This is a genomic window from Methylophaga sp. UBA3603, assembly GCF_002375335.1.
Lineage (GTDB): Bacteria > Pseudomonadota > Gammaproteobacteria > Nitrosococcales > Methylophagaceae > Methylophaga.
On the sequence record NZ_DFMC01000010.1, the window covers coordinates 465076 to 483267 of the forward strand.

General features: G+C 46.0%; 21 protein-coding genes. 4 read left to right on the forward strand and 17 right to left on the reverse strand.

Going from position 1 to position 18192, the window contains the following annotated elements:
* Window positions 1–4 precede the first annotated feature (4 nt).
* From B4F66_RS13060 to B4F66_RS13080, 5 genes are all read right to left on the reverse strand, one after another.
* A complete protein-coding gene (locus B4F66_RS13060; protein ID WP_292353466.1) occupies window positions 5–517 on the reverse strand; it encodes a MotA/TolQ/ExbB proton channel family protein in 513 nt (170 codons plus the stop codon).
* On the reverse strand, window positions 510–1862 hold the full coding sequence (locus B4F66_RS13065; RefSeq protein ID WP_292353465.1) for a MotA/TolQ/ExbB proton channel family protein: 1353 nt from the start codon (window positions 1860–1862) through the stop codon (window positions 510–512). Before B4F66_RS13065 ends, B4F66_RS13060 begins: the two co-directional genes overlap by 8 nt.
* Before the next feature lie 5 nt (window positions 1863–1867).
* The gene (locus tag B4F66_RS13070; protein ID WP_292353464.1) at window positions 1868–2635 is read right to left on the reverse strand and encodes a DUF3450 domain-containing protein; all 768 of its coding nucleotides are present in this window, start codon (window positions 2633–2635) and stop codon (window positions 1868–1870) included.
* A gap of 332 nt (window positions 2636–2967) precedes the next feature.
* Complete coding sequence (locus B4F66_RS13075; protein WP_292353463.1) at window positions 2968–3603, reverse strand: response regulator; 636 nt, start codon at window positions 3601–3603, stop codon at window positions 2968–2970.
* Entirely contained in the window at window positions 3600–4937 is a 1338-nt protein-coding gene (locus tag B4F66_RS13080) for an ATP-binding protein (RefSeq protein ID WP_292353462.1), read from the reverse strand. Before B4F66_RS13080 ends, B4F66_RS13075 begins: the two co-directional genes overlap by 4 nt.
* A 129-nt stretch (window positions 4938–5066) precedes the next feature.
* Here B4F66_RS13080 and hemL point away from each other — a divergent pair, with 129 nt between their 5' ends.
* From hemL to B4F66_RS13100, 4 genes are all read left to right on the forward strand, one after another.
* Window positions 5067–6353, forward strand: coding sequence for a glutamate-1-semialdehyde 2,1-aminomutase (gene hemL, locus B4F66_RS13085; RefSeq protein WP_292353461.1), 1287 nt, complete (start codon window positions 5067–5069; stop codon window positions 6351–6353).
* Window positions 6354–7805, forward strand: a complete 1452-nt coding sequence (sbcB, locus tag B4F66_RS13090) for an exodeoxyribonuclease I (protein ID WP_292353460.1) — start codon at window positions 6354–6356, stop codon at window positions 7803–7805. It abuts the gene before it with no gap.
* Between the two features lie 28 nt (window positions 7806–7833).
* Window positions 7834–9345 carry a B12-binding domain-containing radical SAM protein gene (locus B4F66_RS13095; protein WP_292354090.1) on the forward strand — a complete coding sequence of 504 codons (1512 nt, stop codon included), beginning with the start codon at window positions 7834–7836 and terminating at the stop codon, window positions 9343–9345.
* Window positions 9346–9471: 126 nt separating this feature from the next.
* A complete protein-coding gene (locus B4F66_RS13100) occupies window positions 9472–9672 on the forward strand; it encodes a DUF1289 domain-containing protein (protein ID WP_292353459.1) in 201 nt (66 codons plus the stop codon).
* Here B4F66_RS13100 and B4F66_RS13105 read toward each other — a convergent pair.
* The 12 genes from B4F66_RS13105 to pqqA all read right to left on the reverse strand — a co-directional run bounded on the left by B4F66_RS13105 (window position 9669) and on the right by pqqA (window position 17797).
* The gene (locus tag B4F66_RS13105) at window positions 9669–10220 is read right to left on the reverse strand and encodes a hydrolase (protein WP_292411181.1); all 552 of its coding nucleotides are present in this window, start codon (window positions 10218–10220) and stop codon (window positions 9669–9671) included. The genes B4F66_RS13100 and B4F66_RS13105 overlap by 4 nt on opposite strands.
* Window positions 10221–10241: 21 nt before the next feature.
* Window positions 10242–10880, reverse strand: a complete 639-nt coding sequence (locus B4F66_RS13110; RefSeq protein WP_339640313.1) for a TolC family protein — start codon at window positions 10878–10880, stop codon at window positions 10242–10244.
* Between the two features lie 18 nt (window positions 10881–10898).
* Window positions 10899–11558: a TolC family protein gene (locus tag B4F66_RS13115; RefSeq protein ID WP_292353457.1), complete on the reverse strand. Its 660-nt coding sequence runs from the start codon at window positions 11556–11558 to the stop codon at window positions 10899–10901.
* 9 nt (window positions 11559–11567) lie between these two features.
* Window positions 11568–11894 carry a rhodanese-like domain-containing protein gene (locus B4F66_RS13120; protein ID WP_292353456.1) on the reverse strand — a complete coding sequence of 109 codons (327 nt, stop codon included), beginning with the start codon at window positions 11892–11894 and terminating at the stop codon, window positions 11568–11570.
* 15 nt (window positions 11895–11909) lie between these two features.
* Window positions 11910–12569 carry a protein-L-isoaspartate O-methyltransferase family protein gene (locus B4F66_RS13125; protein ID WP_292353455.1) on the reverse strand — a complete coding sequence of 220 codons (660 nt, stop codon included), beginning with the start codon at window positions 12567–12569 and terminating at the stop codon, window positions 11910–11912.
* 203 nt (window positions 12570–12772) lie between these two features.
* Complete coding sequence (locus tag B4F66_RS13130) at window positions 12773–13558, reverse strand: ABC transporter permease (RefSeq protein WP_292353454.1); 786 nt, start codon at window positions 13556–13558, stop codon at window positions 12773–12775.
* Window positions 13555–14487, reverse strand: coding sequence for an ABC transporter ATP-binding protein (locus B4F66_RS13135; RefSeq protein WP_292353453.1), 933 nt, complete (start codon window positions 14485–14487; stop codon window positions 13555–13557). The genes B4F66_RS13130 and B4F66_RS13135 overlap by 4 nt, the downstream gene beginning before the upstream one ends.
* Window positions 14477–15670 (reverse strand): pyrroloquinoline quinone biosynthesis protein PqqE, encoded by a 1194-nt coding sequence (pqqE, locus tag B4F66_RS13140; RefSeq protein WP_292353452.1) that lies wholly within the window; start codon window positions 15668–15670, stop codon window positions 14477–14479. Before pqqE ends, B4F66_RS13135 begins: the two co-directional genes overlap by 11 nt.
* Entirely contained in the window at window positions 15642–15926 is a 285-nt protein-coding gene (gene pqqD / locus B4F66_RS13145) for a pyrroloquinoline quinone biosynthesis peptide chaperone PqqD (RefSeq protein WP_292353451.1), read from the reverse strand. The genes pqqE and pqqD overlap by 29 nt, the downstream gene beginning before the upstream one ends.
* Window positions 15923–16651: a pyrroloquinoline-quinone synthase PqqC gene (gene pqqC / locus B4F66_RS13150; RefSeq protein ID WP_292353450.1), complete on the reverse strand. Its 729-nt coding sequence runs from the start codon at window positions 16649–16651 to the stop codon at window positions 15923–15925. The genes pqqD and pqqC overlap by 4 nt, the downstream gene beginning before the upstream one ends.
* A gap of 20 nt (window positions 16652–16671) precedes the next feature.
* Entirely contained in the window at window positions 16672–17586 is a 915-nt protein-coding gene (gene pqqB / locus B4F66_RS13155) for a pyrroloquinoline quinone biosynthesis protein PqqB (protein WP_292353449.1), read from the reverse strand.
* Window positions 17587–17725: 139 nt separating this feature from the next.
* Window positions 17726–17797 carry a pyrroloquinoline quinone precursor peptide PqqA gene (pqqA, locus tag B4F66_RS13160; protein WP_081443609.1) on the reverse strand — a complete coding sequence of 24 codons (72 nt, stop codon included), beginning with the start codon at window positions 17795–17797 and terminating at the stop codon, window positions 17726–17728.
* Window positions 17798–18192 lie beyond the last annotated feature (395 nt).

Sequence of the window (18192 nt, forward strand, 5' to 3'; positions counted from 1 at the left end):
TTTCCTAATCTCTGCGTAGGGCGTCAGCCACGTTATTTACTTCTCTGGCAACACGCTGTTCCAGCTGAGTAATGAAATAGAGCCCTGATAAAGCGGTCAGCAAACCACCCATCGTTGTTATTAATGCCACTGAAATACCACCGGCCATACCACGTGTGTTGCCGGTTCCAAATACAGTCATGACATCAAAGGTCTGAATCATGCCATTTACCGTGCCCAGCAATCCCAGCATCGGTAACGCCACTGTCAGGGTACGAATCAGAATCAGAAAACGCTCCAGCATCACCTGACTTTCAGCAATCATGCCCTGACGGATTTGCTGGGCATACCAACTGGCCAGATCATCTCGCTGATGCCACTCATCCATCATCTTGCGAACTTCACGCGGATGCAGAAACCAAATAAACACATAGCGCTCGATAATCAACGTCCACATCAGAATAGACGCCAGCAGAATAAGCCAAAGCACGGTGCCGCCGCTTTCCATCAGCAGTTGTATCTGAAATAGATTATCCATCGCGTTGCAAAGTTTTTGTTTCAGCGTTACGAGCAACGATTGCTGCACTTTCTTCATCAAGGATCTGAATCAAACGATTACTTTTGCTCGATAAAGCGCTATGAATTAATAGCATAGGAATCGCAACGGCCAAACCAAGTTCCGTGGTGACCAGAGCCTGTGAAATACCACCAGACATCAGTTTCGGATCACCGGTACCAAACAGCGTAATCGACTGGAAGGTTTCAATCATGCCGGAAACTGTACCCAATAAACCCAGCATCGGCGCGACTGCGGCCAAAATCGCCAAGGTAATCAGGCCACGCTCGATACTTGGCGTTTCTCTGAGGATAGCTTCATCCAGCTTAAGTGAAAGAGTTTCCACATCCTGAGCAATCTTGTCACTGTAAACCGACAGGATCCGTCCCAGTGGGTTTTTCATATTCAATTCCTGGGTCTTCTGTTGTTTACTGACCCCCCGTTCCATACGCATCAACGTTACGAAACGAATCAGTGCAATCAACAACCCAATTGCTCCCAGGATCAGAATGATGTAACCAATCCAGCCGCCTTGTTTAATGCGTTCTTGCAAATTAGGTGTTTGCACCAGCAAGGCCATGATCGCACCCCGCGTCGGGTCTACTACAGCAGTTTTTAAAGCTCCGGCTTCACTGGTTTCAAACTCTTCCATAAGATCGCGAAGGCGCTCAACTGGTTGTCTGGCTAATTCCACCAGATTACGATTTTCTGGCATATAACGCAGAAACTTGCCGTCACTGAAGGCAGTAAACACACCTACCCGAGTCACATTACGATCAGCAACTTCACCATTTGCCGTGATCACCTGAGCGGGAAACTGTACTACTTTGCCCGAATGCGTCATTTCATGTTGCAACACTAACCACAGCTCACGTAACTCATCGATACTAGGCTGTTGTTTACGTTCACTTAATTCCGTCAAAAAAGCGATTCGTTCTGGATATTGCACACTGGTCATTGAAGATTCAATCACTGCACGACTGTCATTGGCCATTTGGCGAACCGTACCAAACAACTCACCCAGTGAGCCGGAACGTTCTTGTAATAAGGACTCCTGTTCCGCTAATTTGAATTCGTTTTCTTCAAACTGTTCATTCAATGTTTCGGTACGACGTTCTTCGGCAGCTAAGTCTGCTTTGGCTTGTTGCAACAACTCGGCCTGACGATCACGTGCTTCAAGAAATTCTGTTTCACGAATGCGATTCTGTTCCTGTTCTATTACACGTTCACGCTTGACCTGTTCAAGCAACTGATCGAGATTGGCTGGTTTATCAGCGGCCATGACAGTAAGAGGCAAGGCCATTAAGGAAATAATAAAAATAGACATGCTTCTCATTGGTTTGCCTCTGGCGTTTTGACCGGCAGGGTTAATAAATCAGGTGGCAATTGTTTACGTGCCACTTTCAGACCCTGAATAACAGATTGAACAGAATCACGTGGAAGCTGCTGCCAGCTTTGAGTTTCCTGATCCCACATACCGGCTTCCATTTGATCCAATGTCAGGTAATACAAGCCGACACGGCCAACTCTGAGAAAATCCACGGTACGATTTCGATCTTCGGTATCCAGTTCACCTTGATAGGCTTCAAGGGTACGACCATATTCTGTCTCCACCTGATAGGCTTCCAGAATACGGCGGTATTTTTCTGACAGATTCACATCCGCGCGATCCATCATCTCTTTCAACTGTGCTACGCGGCTGTTACGTTCTTCAGGTAAAAATGGCGTATCCAATTCCACGAATTGTTCAAGCACTTCGACCATTTTAATCATCAACGGCGTGATATCACGTTGGGTGGTATCAATATTCGCTAACTGCTCTTCGATTAATACCAGTTCGTCCTGTTGAGAAGAAACCAGCTGTTCAAGTTGGCTGTTATAAGCCGCCAGACTTTCTTTCTGATTGAGCACACTGCGATATTCCGCCAGCAGTTCACGGGTTTCATCATCAAGACTATCAATTTGCTGCTGAGTACGCTGGGCGGCAATATCAGTCTGAACCTGTTGGTCAACAGCTTGATCCAATGCGCCAGCATAGGTGAATGAAGGCACCAACCAGATGCCCAGCAGGCAGCATAGTCGGCAGAAATTAAATTGCATAAAATTTTCCTTGTGTTACCGGATGTCGGCGGTGGAAATGAAAGCGACATCTTATCAAGAGAATACGCACAGTGGGAAGCCTAAATGCGATCTCTTATCATTTAGACGAATAAGTTGGAAAAAAGTGCAAATGACAGGCAAAAAAAAGCCAGACCCAAGGGTCTGGCTAAAACCTTCATAGAAGGAGAGAGAAATATAAGACTATAGAAGCTGAACATTCCTATGGACTTGTTACAAATAGTACTGAACGCAAGACCATTCGCCATGAGCGACTTCTCCTATTAAAACGGGAATATGTTCCTTTTCAAAAACATACAAGCAAAAGCAGGGCTTTACGACGATAAACCATGGCTTATTGCAAAGCGCATTAACTCAGCTGTTTTGTTGATATCCAGCTTACCTTTAATCTGTGTCAGGTTATTTGCGACAGTTTTATAACTAATACCTAACACGTCGGAAATTTCATTCATACTTTTACCTTCACCCAGTAAACGTAATATCTCCAGTTCACGACGGGAAAGATCACTTAAGGCACTGGTACCGGCATCAATATTCAACATCGCCAGCTGCTGCGCCATATCAGGGCTCAGATAAATTTTACCTTCCAGCACTTTACTGACCGCTTCGACCAGATGATCAGCGGCATTGTTCTTGGTGATGTAACCGCGTGCTCCAGCCTGCATGGCACGGGAAGCAAAAACCGGATCTTCATGCATGCTGAACATTAACACCTTGGCCGTGTCGCGATTCGCCCGGATGCGGCGTAATACTTCCAAGCCACCGACACCAGGAAGTGTGATATCCAGTAATACCATATCGGGATACAACTCCTGAAACAGTCGGTAGCCTTCTTCTCCAGTTTCAGCTTCTACAACTTTGGCCGATGGAATTTGCTGAATCAATTGCCGACAGCCCGCTCTGACAATCGGATGATCGTCTACCACTAGGATTGTGATGTTCTGTTTCATTTTTTATTTTCACTCTTCAAAGGGATCATTACCCGTACCTGCAAACCCTGGCCTTCGGCAGTATCAAACGCAATCTTACCACCTAATGCCGAGACCCTTTCACGCATTCCGATTAAACCAAAACCTTTGACTGCAGAAGTATCCAAACCCTTACCATCATCGGTAACCGTTACTTTTATATGTTGTTTCTCACGCTTCACTTCAACCCGCACATGGCTGGCTTCAGCATGGCGGACACAGTTGGTGGTACATTCCTGCACCACTCGATAAACCGTCACTTGCAGAGTGTCTGGGAGTCCCGTGAAATCTCCAATAAAATCCCATTCCCAATCAATTTCTGGCTGACGATCCCGCCAGTTGTGCAACATATCACGTAAGGCTTCTGCCAGCCCCAGATCATCAAGCGTCATGGGCCGCAAGCGGCTGAGCATTTTACGAACCAAAGACTGAATATGGCTGGTAATTAATTTGACCGAGCTGACTTTTTCTTCGACGTCCGGCAATTTGTTTTCAATGGCAATGCGTTCAATTTCTGCAAGATCCACTCGAATACCAAACAGACATGGGGCCAACTCATCGTGCAGTTCACGCGCCAGATCACGCCGTTCAGATTCCTGCAAGGTCAGCATATTGCCCGCCAAAGCATGGTTTTCAGCCATTGTGGTATCCAACACATCAGCCATATGGTTGAAACGAATCTGAATCGGCTTTAACTCCTTGGCGCCTCCTGTATCAACGCGCGCATGAAAATCACCTTTCTCAAGCCTGCCCAATGCATCGGCTAATTGCTGCAATGGCCTTAAACCGTGTAATAACGCCATATAAATAAGAGTGGATATTACCGTCAGAAAAAACAGTCCCAGCAATAGCAGGGTTTCCATATCCCGCCATACTTCAGTGACTTCATCACTTGGATCGGCCTCAACCACCAGATAACCATACGATTGACTGCCGCGGGTAATAAGTCGTCGGAACGCCACCGCTTCAGGTTCCATCAAACGGATAAACCAGTCCGGCGCATCAGGCCGGTTGGTAAACGGTACTCCCTCTTCATGGCCGATTAACGGTTGGCCGTTCATGTCTTCAAACCAGGCGCGGATGTGTCTTGTATGACGCACACTGTCAACAATCAGGGTTACCCGCTCGCTCAAGTCGTTGGAAAAACGTAAGGTCGGCAAGGCATTGATCAATAATCCACGTGCCAACTGAGTACTGGATGCCATTTCGGCCGCGACTGCCTGACGGGCATTCTGAATCATAAAATAGCCAGCGGCGACAAAGTTGAATACCAGGATCAAGGTTACAATGATCAATAAACGCAGTTTCAGGCTCATGTCGGGTCAGTTATCTCGCTGTGATAGGCTAAGGCCTATTGAACTTTCATAGCCGACATTGTTTGTTGCGACTATGAGAAATCAAATTGACCTACAATTATCGCACATCATCAAATCAGGACTCTGTAAATGCAAGCGCAAAGCAATCAACAACTTTTCCTTCAGGCTCAAAAACATATCCCGGGTGGCGTCAATTCACCCGTCCGTGCATTCAAAGGTGTCGGCGGTGATCCGGTATTTTTCAGCAGCGCAAAAGGCGCCTGGCTTACCGATGTTGAAGGTAAAAATTATATTGATTATATCGGCTCATGGGGACCGATGATTGCCGGTCATGCGCATCCGCAAGTTATTGAGGCCGTTCAGCTAATGTGTGCAAACGGTCTGGGATATGGCGCGCCCACAGCAATTGAAACTGAAATGGCGGATTTACTCTGTGAATTAGTGCCTTCAATGGAAATGGTGCGTATGGTCAGCTCCGGTACTGAAGCGACCATGAGTGCCATTCGTCTGGCTCGCGGCCATACCGGTCGTGACAAAATCGTTAAGTTTGAAGGCTGTTACCACGGTCACGCAGACTCGTTATTAGTCAAAGCTGGCAGTGGTGCATTAACCCTAGGAGAACCTTCTTCTGCTGGAGTGCCTAAAGCGATTGCCGAGCACACCATTACCTTACGCTACAACGATATGGATTCAGTCAAACAATGTTTTGCTGAAATCGGTGATCAGGTTGCCTGCATTATTGTCGAGCCGGTTGCCGGAAATATGAACTGTATTCCACCGATTCCGGGATTTCTCAAAGGTTTGCGCGAAGTCTGTGATCAATACGGCAGTCTGCTGATTTTTGATGAAGTCATGACCGGTTTCCGGGTCGCTTTGGGCGGTGCGCAGCAACATTATGGAATCAAGCCTGATCTCACTACGCTGGGTAAAGTAGTCGGTGGTGGTTTACCGGTTGGAGCTTTTGGTGGACGTAAAGATGTGATGCATTCTATTGCACCGCTTGGTCCGGTATATCAGGCAGGTACATTATCAGGGAATCCAGTAGCAATGGCAGCTGGCCTTGCAACTTTGAAGCTGGTACAACAACCCGGCTTTCATGATCACCTCAGTCAACAGACAGCTAAATTAGCTAATGGCTTGAAACAAAAAGCCGATGCGGCCGGTATTCCGATGAGTATCAATTATGTGGGTGGCATGTTTGGCTTTTTCTTTACCGAAGAAGCCAACATTGAGTTTTTTGAGCAGGTCACCCAATGTGATCAGGAACGTTTTAAAAAGTTTTATCACGGCATGCTGGATCGTGGGGTCTATCTTGCACCTTCAGCATTTGAAGCAGGCTTTGTCTCTGCTGCACATGGTGATGATGAAATTGAAGCCACTCTGGCAGCAGCAGAGCTGGTTTTGGCGAGCTTATAAATGAATACGCTGTACTGGCACGATTATGAGACGACTGGCACCGATCCACGATTTGATCGGCCACTACAGTTCGCCGGCGTGCGCACCGATGAAGATCTGAATATCATCGGTGAACCATTGATGATTTACTGCAAACCGGCAGCCGATGTATTACCGCATCCAATGGCGAGTTTAATAACGGGCATCACGCCACAGAAAGCACAACAGGAAGGCCTGACTGAGGCCGAATTCATTAAACAAATTCATGATGAACTGTCACAGCCAGGTACCTGCGGTGTGGGCTATAACAGTTTGCGGTTTGATGATGAATTTACCCGCTTCGCCCTGTTTCGTAATTTTTACGATGCCTATGCCCGCGAATGGCAAAACGGTAATTCACGCTGGGACATTATTGATATGGTGCGTCTCACCCGGGCTCTTCGTCCGGAAGGAATCGAGTGGCCTAATCGTGAAGACGGCCAGCCCAGTTTTCGTCTGGAAGCCTTAACTGCTGCAAACGGTATTGAACATCAGGGCGCGCATGATGCGTTAGTGGATGTGTATGCCACAATCGCGTTGGCAAAACTGATTAAAGATCGTCAGCCAAAACTGTATGACTATATTTATCAGTTACGCCGAAAACAGCAGCTCGCTCCGTTATTGAACCTACATCAGGCGGATCCGGTATTGCATACCTCACGCATGTACCCTTCTGAATATTGCAATACGGCACTGGTAGTGCCACTAGCCAAAGAACCAAACAACAATAATGGGGTGATTGTTTATGATCTGCGCCATGATCCTTCGGCGTTACTGGAGCAGGATGCCGATACCATTCGGCAATGGTTATTTACCCCAACCAAAGATCTCCCCGAGGGTGTTTCGCGTCCGGCAATCAAAACCGTGCATATAAATAAATGTCCGGTCATTGTTCCTGCAGCTACGCTGGATGATGCTGCTGCCGAGCGGCTGCAGATTGATCGGGAATTAAGTCATAAACATCTGCAACTTCTTCGTGAGGCCGGTGAATCATTACAGCAAAAATTGCAGAAAGTTTTCAGTCAGAAATCATTTGATGAGATAGACGATGTTGATGCCAGCTTATATGGCGGCGGTTTCTTTGATGACAGCGATAAAAACAAAATGACCCTGATCCGCGAAGCGGCTCCTGATCAATTGGGCACGTTATCGATACCTTTTAACGATTCGCGATTACCGGAAATGCTGTTTCGCTACCGAGCGCGTAACTGGCCCGAATCATTAAATGAAAGTGAAGCAGAACAATGGCAGCAATTCTGTCGGACCAAATTAACCGCAACTGCATCGCCTGGACTTACATTTGAAAAATTTAATGCTGCTTTAGCGGAGTGTCGGCAGCAAGAGCTCACCGCAGCCCAACAGCAAACTTTGGACGACTTGCAACGTTATGTCACTGAGCAACAAATCGCATTAGGAATGAACAGTTCTAATTGAACAGCCGCGTTTGATTTACAATGTGCGCATGTCAACTACTGCCAAAATCCTGCTCACCACCCTGAATGCCCGTTATATGCACTCGGCATTTGGTTTGCGTTATTTATATGCCAATCTGGGTGAGCATCAATCCGCCGCCGAACTGATCGAATTCACTATTCAGGAACAACCGCTGAGCATTGCTGAAAAATTGCTTAGTTATCAGCCTGAGGTTATCGGTTTCAGTGTGTATATATGGAATGTCAGTGAAATTGAAGCCGTTGTTGCCTTATTAAAATCGATTAAGCCTGAAATCCGCATTATTCTCGGTGGCCCGGAAGTCAGTCATTCACCTGATTTGCCAAAAGTTTGTGAGCTGGCTGATTATGTGATTGCCGGACCCGGTGAACAGGATTTTCGTGAGCTTTGCGAAAAATTACTGAGCAATGAAAATCCTGCAACTAAATATATTAATGGCCGAGCAACACCACTGGAACAGTTGATTCTGCCTTATCGTTTTTACAACGATGAGGATATTCGTAACCGGTTGATCTACGTTGAAGCTTCCCGTGGCTGTCCATTTAAATGTGAGTTTTGTTTATCGGCTTTGGATAAAACCGCGACGGCCTTTCCACTCGATGAATTTCTCGCTGAAATAGATCAGCTGTGGCAGCGTGGTGTGCGAAATTTTAAATTTATAGACCGTACCTTTAATCTGAAAATCACCACCAGCATTGCCATTCTGGAGTTTTTCCTGGAACGCATGAGCGATGATTTATATCTGCATTTTGAAGTGGTGCCGGATAATCTGCCAGATAAATTGAAATCGGTCTTGCAGAAATTTCCGCCCAACAGCCTGCAATTTGAAATTGGTATTCAGACCTTTGACAGCGAAATCCAGGAACGAATCAGCCGCAAGCAGAACAACGATAAGAGCAAAGACAATATTCGCTGGTTGCGTGAACATAGCGGTGCGCATTTACACACCGATCTGATCTTCGGTTTGCCCGGCGATACTCTGGAAAATTTTGCTGACAGCTTTGATCAATTAATCGCATTGAATCCTCATGAAATTCAGGTCGGCATTCTCAAACGTCTGCGTGGCGCGCCATTGAACCGGCATAATGAACCCAGTGATTTACGCTTTAATCCTCTGCCGCCGTATAACCTGCTCAGCAGCCGTGAAATCGACTTTATCACCATGCAACGGGTCAATCGTTTTGCCCGTTACTGGGATTTGATCGGGAACTCAGGGCGGTTCATCAATACCCTGCCGTTGCTGCTTGATGATCAACCGTTCTGGCATTTCATGACCCTGTCAGATCAGATTTATCAGCGTACTGGTCAAACTGCCAAAATTGCCTTGAAACGTCTTTTTGAACTGATTTATGTTGTGCTGACAGAAGATATGCATCAACCGGTTGAATTGGTCAAAGATCATCTGCGGCTGGATTATGCCCGTGCCGGTCTTAAAGGCCAGCCGGATTATGAAGCGCTGCCAACGTTAAACAAACCTGCCAAAGTCGGTATGGCCAATAAACGCCAGCGGTTTCATGCTTGAGTTTTCACAATCAAATTTGGTTATGAGTTAAATTAAGATGTTGGGTTTCGCACCTCACCCCAACCTGCCCTGCCCTTGAATGTTGGGCTTCACAAGCTCAGCGCCAACCTACGATCAGACACTAATATGGAATCAGATAAATCATTCACTCCCAGCCCCTGCATTGGCAAATGCGGTCTTGATACACAGGATATCTGTCGGGGATGTTTTCGGACGATGGATGAGATATTACGTTGGGAAAATATGAGTGAAGCGGACAGGCAGCTAACGGTAATCAACTGCAAAGAAAGGCGGCAGCGTAGAGCTAACGCACAGCGCAACCGTTAGACAATCAATTTGGCCAGTGTTTTAAATTCTGCATGGCTGGCATCGCCAAGCCATTCAAACAGCAGCGATTCGACATTACTAATGACCACGCCGGCATGGCGCATGCGTTGAATAGCATTGTATTGATTGGATTTTGAACGGGAGCAGACGCCATCTTCCGCCACATGAACACTGAAGTTTTCAGCCTGTAACGCTAAAGCAGTTTGCAATACACATATATGCGTTTCCATTCCCACCAGAATAACCTGCTGACGGTTAGTTGCAGCCAGTTGAAAGCGGAAATCCTCAGATTGCAGGCAGGAAAAACAGGTTTTCTCAATCGTTTTGGTGCCGACGGGCAAATTATTCTGTAAATCTGACTCTGTAGGTCCAAGTCCTTTGGGGTATTGTTCCGTCACAATAACAGGAATATTCAGCACCTTGGCGGCAGAAAGTAAAATTCTAATCTGTTTATTAAGGCGCTCACGTACTCCATCAGGCATGGCCTGAGCTAATTTCAGTTGAACATCAATTATCACTAAAACACTGTTTTCAGAATTTGCCATCATGGCAATAACCACTCCTCAGGTTCAGGGTACCAGCCATTGGTTAATTTGCTCGATATCATTCACGCTGACAATACCAGCAGCTTGTTTGAGTCTTAACGTATTGACGACATATTCATAGCGGGAGCGGGAGTAATCACGTAATGCGCTGAATAATTCTCGACGCGCATTCAAAACATCTACGGTTGTCCTTGTGCCGACATCAAAACCCGCTTCAGTGGACTCCAGTGCCTTTTTATTGGAATATACCGCCTGCTGCAGCGCATTGACCCGGCTAACGCCTGACATGACGCTGTTATAGGCGGCACGGGTCTGACGTATAATTGCTCGCCGCTGTTCTTCTTCATTTTGCATGGCTTCATCCAACCTGAAACTGGCTTCGCGAGTCCTTGAATTAACAACACCACCTGCATAGATAGGAATATTGATCTGCAACCCCAGAATTTTCTGATGCGTTTTATTGCTACCACTCAAATTGCTGTCACTTTGAGAGGTGTAACCCTTCTGCGCGACCAAATCCAGCGTTGGGTAATGACCACTACGTTCAAATTCTATATTTTCCTTGGCCAGTCCAACATTACTATTGGCAGAGAGTAATACCGGATTCATGACGATTGCCTGCTCACTCCACTCATCAATATTTTCTGGCTCAGGCTTGACCAGAGGTGTTTCTTCCTTTAATTAAGCCAGTTCACTGGGATATTGACCGGCGGTTTCCCGTAAAGCCTCGCGAGCATTTGCCAATAAGTTTTCAGCTTCAATAACGGCGGCAGTTGCCAGATCATAAGCCGCCCGGGCTTCGGTGACATCAATAATAGTAGCCAAGCCAACTTCAAATCGCTGATCAGCTTGCTCAAGTTGTTTTTCAATGGCTTCAAGTTCTGCCAGAGCAAAACTTAAATCATCTTCGGCGCCCAAAACAGCGAAGTAGCGCTCAGCCACACGAACAATCAAATCCTGTTCGACAAATTGATAATCAGCCGTAGCGCCTTCAATCGCAATAGTTGCCTGCCGTGATTGTACAAAGTTGTTACGTCGATAAATCGGCTGCACCAGACTCAGTGTATAACCATGATCGTTATATTCGCTGGAGCCACCAAAACGTTGGGAAGAGCTGTCTGTCCATACTTTACTGTTATTAGCGACCATATCTACTTGGGGCAAAAAGGCTGCATCAGCTTGATCTTCTAATTCACTCGTGGCAAGAAGCGACGCTGCCTGTGCCATTAATATCGGATCGCTCTGGACAGATAAATTATATATATCGACCAGATCCTGAACCGCCCATGCCGGCCTGGAAAATACTGCTGCGAAAAAAACTGCAATAAACAGCGTTTTCATTATCTATCCTTAATAAACTCTCATATTTTTGTCGATCTGCGCTGCCCAGGCATTCATGCCACCTTCGAGATTTATGACGTCGGTAAAACCCAATTGTTCTAAATATTGACCGACTTGTGCGCTGCGTTGGCCTGAACGACAAATCAACACTATCGGACTGTCTTTTTCAGATTCAAGTTCTTCAACATGTACCGGAATACTGTTCATTGGCATATGTTTCGCATTTTCCAGCATGCCATTGGCAAGTTCGTGTGCTTCACGCACATCAATCAGAATCGCTTCCTGTGCGTTTTCCTGCAAAAACTCATTTAATTGAGTTGCTGACATTTGTTTCATAACAAGCTCTCTGGGTTAAAAGTTAAATTCTGGTTTTGTTTCAGCATGCACCAATGGTGCGACCACCGTTTCAAATAAATTCTCTGTTTGCCATTGCCACTCGCCTGTGCGAGTAATGCGTTGCACATGCATTGCAGGTGCCTGCCCGGTGATAGCGACTAAATGGCCACCGACTTTGAGTGCATGGAGGTAATCTTCCGGTACCTGCTGACAGCTGGCTGTCAGGACAATAACATCAATGCGATCTGCCAATTTCCAGCCATGACTGGCATCACCACACTGCAAGTTTACATTTTGTAAGCCTGCAGCTTTTAATCGTGAACCCGCCAAAGTGGACAATTCTGCAAAATATTCAATACTAATGACGTTTAATGACAGTTGTGCAATCAATGCTGTAAAAAATCCACTGCCGGTACCGACTTCCAGCACCGAATCAGATGGTTTTAATTGCAGAAATTGTAATATTCGTCCCTCTTCCAGCGGTGTCCACATAAACTGACCACAGCCAATTGGTAATCGTGTGTCTGAATACGCCAACGCTTTGTAATCATCCGAGACAAACTGTGCCCGATCAATTTGCTGTAATGCCTTCAAAACTTCAGGATTGGAAACTTCATTGGGCCGCACTTGCTGCCAGACCATATTGGAATGCGCTGAATTCATGGTGAATGTCATGGATAATTCCTAAGTGGTTGCCGCTTGTTTTTATCAATCGGCTAGGATATGACCTTTCCAAAAGCGGTGCAACCGCATCTGCATTGAAGATGCCCGCTGCTAATTGCTATCTGACCACTGCTGTATGCAAGGTATACGAAGCAGAATTTGATTGTTCATGGATAACGAAGTTTATAAGCAAAAGAAGTGCTGGAGTATTAACTTTAACTGCGCTTGGTCGCCCGATGAAATAACGGTTCATGAACTGATTCACGTGAAAAGCGCCAGCAGGCAATGGCAATCGCAGCCGCAGAAAATGTAACAAGAACCGTCATATCTGTCCAAATCGAAAAATCAGACTGGGCTCCGGGAACCGCATGTTTTAAAAGATCTACGCCATAACTGAACGGATTAACCAGCACCACATAGCGCAGGAAATCAGGCAGCTGACTCACTGGATACAACGCCCCGCTCAGGAAAAACACCGGGAAGATAAAGAAATTCATGATGACCGCAAAGTTATCCAATGTTTTGGAAAATACTGCAATCAAACCGCCCATTGACGCACAGGCCACTGCTGTTAGTAAAGCAGGTGGAATTAATAATAGGGCAATCTGTAAATCAATCAAGCCGATCAGTAATAGAATAATTAACAGTAATAAAGCCTGCACCATGGCAGTAATTGTCGCAGCAATCAGTTTGGATAATACGATCCAGTAATGCGCAACCGGTGCGATCATCATCATTCGCATCACACCAAATTCTTTGTCATAGACCAAAGTTAAGGCCGATAGCAATGCCGCAAATAATAACGTCATGGCCAATACGCCAGGCACCAGAAACTGTAGATAGCCCTCCTGCTGCGCACCACTAAGCATGCTGCCAACACCCGAACCAATCACCAGTAACCAGATCATCGGACGTACCATTGAGCTGAATAAGCGGGCTTTTTGACGAAATAATTTTGTCAGCTCTCGACCTACAACGGCTTTAACTGGTAACCAACTCATGCTGACTGCTCCTGTTCGGGGGGACAGACTTTCCACAGATACACATCATTGAGATTGGGTTTACGCCAACGCATCGCCGTAATGCTGTCTCCAAGGGATTGTTGTAAAGAATGAAGATCTGTCTCGGCATCCTTTATGAGAAAGCTTAACTGTTCATCCTCAATAATGGGTTTGCCAAACTGTGGTGTTAGTTTGGTAACCACCGGCTCAATATCGACAGTTTCAATTTCAAGTACATAAGCCGCCAACTGACGCATCAAATCAACTGGTTTCCCCCCTTTTTGTAATACGCCACGCTGAATGAAATCAACATGATCACAGGCTACGGCTTCTTCAAGGTAATGGGTAGTTAAAAAGACTGTCATGCCATGATCTCTGCGCAACTGTTCGACAAATCGCCAAATAGAACGTCGATTCGGCAGATCCAGACCAATGGTTGGTTCATCAAGGAATAATACTTGCGGCTGATGCAATACACCGCGGGCAATATCCACGGCTCGACGCTGTCCACCGGAAAGCGCCAGCAATTTGGCATTACGACGTGAACCTAAATTAAAGACGGCAAGTAATTCTTCGATACGTTCGTTGGCCTGTTTTTTAGTCATGCCATACAACGCTGCAGCAAATTGCAGATTTTCATCCACCGTCATGGTGCGATCCAAAGCAGAATCCTGAAACACTAAACCGACCAACCCCCGAATTGCAACCGGATCAGCCGAGATGGACTGATTGGCAATCCAGGCTTCACCAGCTGATGGAGAAGTCATAGTGGTGAGCATATGGATGGTAGTACTTTTGCCAGCGCCATTCGGGCCTAACAAGCCATAACATTGACCCGCTTTGACCTGCAGATCCAGTCCATTAACGACAACGGCCTGACCATATTGTTTGGTCAGGCCGCTAGTTTTTATCGCAAACTCAGAACCCACTGATTTGTTTCGAGTTTTTCGGGTTACGGAAAACCAATGGCTTGGCAACTTCAGTTGATTTTTCAGACTCCCTGCGACCACGTTCAATTGCTTCATCAACCACATGACGATCAGGTGACTTACTGCAAACAGGATCAGCCATCGCGGGATCGCCTGTCAGCATATACGCCTGACAACGACAGCCACCAAAGTCTTTTACTTTCTCATCACAGCTGCGGCAAGGCTCTTTCATCCAGTCAAAACCACGGAAGCGATTAAAGTCATTTGAATCTTCCCAAATTTCCTTCACGCTAGTATCGCGGACATTTGGCAATGTCATCCCAGGTAGCTCACGTGCCGCATGGCAAGGTAATGCAGTACCATCTGGAGTGACCGTCAAGAATACATTGCCCCAGCCATTCATACAGGCTTTCGGACGGTCTTCATAATAGTCTGGCACAACATAATAGATCTTCATGTTGCCTTTTTGCTGTTCCTGATACTCATGCGCAATGCGCTCAGCACGAACCAGCTGCTCTTTCAAAGGCAATAATTGATCACGGTTATGCATCGCCCAGCCGTAATATTGAGTGGTGGCCAGCTCGACATAATCTGCATCCAGATTGATTGCCAGATCCAGGATTTCGTCGATTTTATCTATATTCTGCCGATGGGTAACAAAACACAGAACCATCGGATAACCCGCCGCTTTAACCGCTTTGGCCATTTCAATTTTATGTTGAAAGGCATCAGTACCCGCAATCAGGTTATTCAAATCTTCTGAGCTCGCTTGGAAACTGACCTGGATATGATCCAGTCCCGCCTCTTTAAATGCTTTTGCTTTGCTGGCATCCAGCCCGATACCGGAAGTAATCAGGTTGGTGTAAAAACCTAAATCCCGTGCTGCACGAATCAATTCGATGATATCGGGACGAACCAAAGGTTCACCTCCGGATAATCCCAGCTGTGTTGCCCCCATTGCCCGAGCTTGTTTGAATACATCAATCCATTCTTCGGTGGTCAATTCGCTTTTGATTTTGGCGAAATCCATCGGGTTTGAACAATACGGGCACTGCAAAGGGCAAGCATAAGTCAGCTCTGCCAATAGCCATAAAGGCTGTCGGATAGCATCACGTACATTCATCCCCAGAGCACCACCGGTGCTGCCGGGTGCTTTATTCTGCTCTGATCCAGTCGTTGCCATGTGCTTCCTCCAAAAACTGATAGACGTCATCGTCTAAATCTGCGCCATCAAAGGCGACTTTAAGTTCAGCAATTAATTCGCTGACGGTTTGTTTTTTCTCACTGATGCGTTTCAATATTTCACCAGCCGCAGGATTCAGTTTGACCATACCTTCGGGATACAATAAAACATAACAATCCTGCATGGGCTCCCATTGAAAGCGGTAACCTAGTGCCAGTACCGGCACACTGTCTGCGTTAAATACGCGATTTGTCATTTTTCAACATCCATACAATAAGGTGGGCGATCTTCAATATACGCCATCCACATTGCATCCAACATGGTCCACAAGATATCCAGCTTGAACTGCAACAGATCCAGCGCACGCTGTTGTTTCTCGCGTGTATCACAATAATCCAGCGTGATTTGCAAGCCGTGTTCTACATCACGACGCGCTTCACTTAACCGTTTACGGAAATAACGGTAACCGCGCTCATCTATCCACGGATACATTTCCGGCCAATTGTCCAAACGTGCCTGATGAATTTTTGGTGCAAACAATTCGGTTAAAGAAGAGCCGGCAGCTTCCTGCCAAGGTGCACGGCGAGCAAAATTGACATAGGCATCAATTGCGAAACGCACACCCGGTAAAACATGTTCATAGGAAGTCAGTTCCTGACGCGTCAGGCCTACGGCTTCTCCAAGTTGCAACCAAGCTTCAATACCACCTTCCTGGCCTTCAAAACCATCGTGATCCAGAATGCGTTGTACCCAATGTTTACGTACCTCGGCATCTTCACAGTTGGCCATAATCGCCGCATCCTTAATAGGAATCGCGGTTTGGTAATAAAAGCGGTTTGCTACCCAACCCTGAACCTGTTTCTGATTCAACTTACCCGTATGCATCAATTTATGGAACGGATGATTGATGTGATAGAACTGCTCTTTATCACGCAGCTTTTGTTCGAATTCTTCTTTTGACCAAGGTGTGTTGTCAGCCATCGTTTGCCCTTTCCCGATTGTTATAGCTCAATATCCATACCATCATATGCCAACTCAATTCCTGCGTTGTTCAGCACCTGACGTTCTGCCGATTCTTCATTAAGGATCGGATTAGTGTTATTAATATGAATCAAAATCTTGCGGGGACGTTCCATCGAATTTAAAAAACTGATGGTGCCGCCATCTTCAGACTGATTAATATGGCCCATTTCCTGAGCCCGTTTATCACTGATGCCTTCTTTTGACATCTCGTCATCGGTCCATACCGTGCCATCCACCAGAACTACATCAGCATTACGCATAAATTCAAGTACGTGATCTTCAACTACCCCAAGACCCGGCGCATAAAATACATTTTTACCAGTACGGGTATCTTCAACCCGAATGCCTACATTGTCTCCTGGCACGGTGTTATGGCGATGCGGTGAGTAAGGGGGCGCTTCACTCTTTAAAGGCACTGCAGTAAATATCAGGCCTGGTGCTGCCGGGATGGAAAATGATTCTAAATCTGTTTTTATTTCATGCCAGTTTATGCCGCGGAAATGACCAAGAATATTAAATACCGGAAACCCTGTAGTCAGATCATCATGTACTGCTTCAGTGCAGTAGATATCCCATGGTTTATTATGTTCACGTAATGTCAACAGACCAGTTACATGGTCAATCTGAGCATCAGTAATCAATATGGCTTTGATAGCGGTATCACGAACTTCTCTTGCCGGCTGCAGTGCCGGAAAATCATCCATCTGTTTTTTGATATCCGGTGAGGCATTAAACAAAATCCAATCCACACCATCTGAGCTGATGGCAATTGAGGATTGTGTACGTCTGCTTGCTTTTACTGTTCCTTCACGCACACCTTTACAGTTATTGCAGTTGCAATTCCATTGTGGAAAGCCTCCGCCGGCTCCTGATCCCATGACATGTATGTGCATATTTCTCTTTCCTGTCGACTATTCAGCAAATCACACTGATTTATTAAAGATAGTCATCGTAACGTAAAGCAGTCTGATTTGCTGGTCGGTTGAAGATGCCCGGGGGATAAACCCCGGACACATATCTGGTCGTTAAATCTTAACGGTTGCAGATATACATGGTTACTTCAAAACCGAAACGCATGTCTGAATATTCTGGTTTAGTCCACATAATAATTTCCTCTCTATTAATTGTAAGTAAAACCGTCTGAACTATTCAGACGGTAGGTGAATGTTACGGTGATGTGGAATAAGTAGCGTCAGCAATTGACGCCTTGGGGTTCAGGATTTTCCTGAATGGGTGCCAGGAAAAATAGCCTGATTTTGTTTGATGGAAGTGACTTTAGATTTTTAAAGTAAGATAACTTTGTTTCAGGCAAAAAAAAACCCGACATCAACGATGCCGGGTTCTTAATTTTACTTAACTGTCTATTTATTAACTATAGACTTTTGCTAGCTGTATTACAGGCTAAATACGCTCAGAACACCACCCAGGTTAGTCCAGCTAGACAGTGCTTTGTAAGCACCAACTGCGCCCAGACCGTCTGAATCATTTTCCAAACTTGG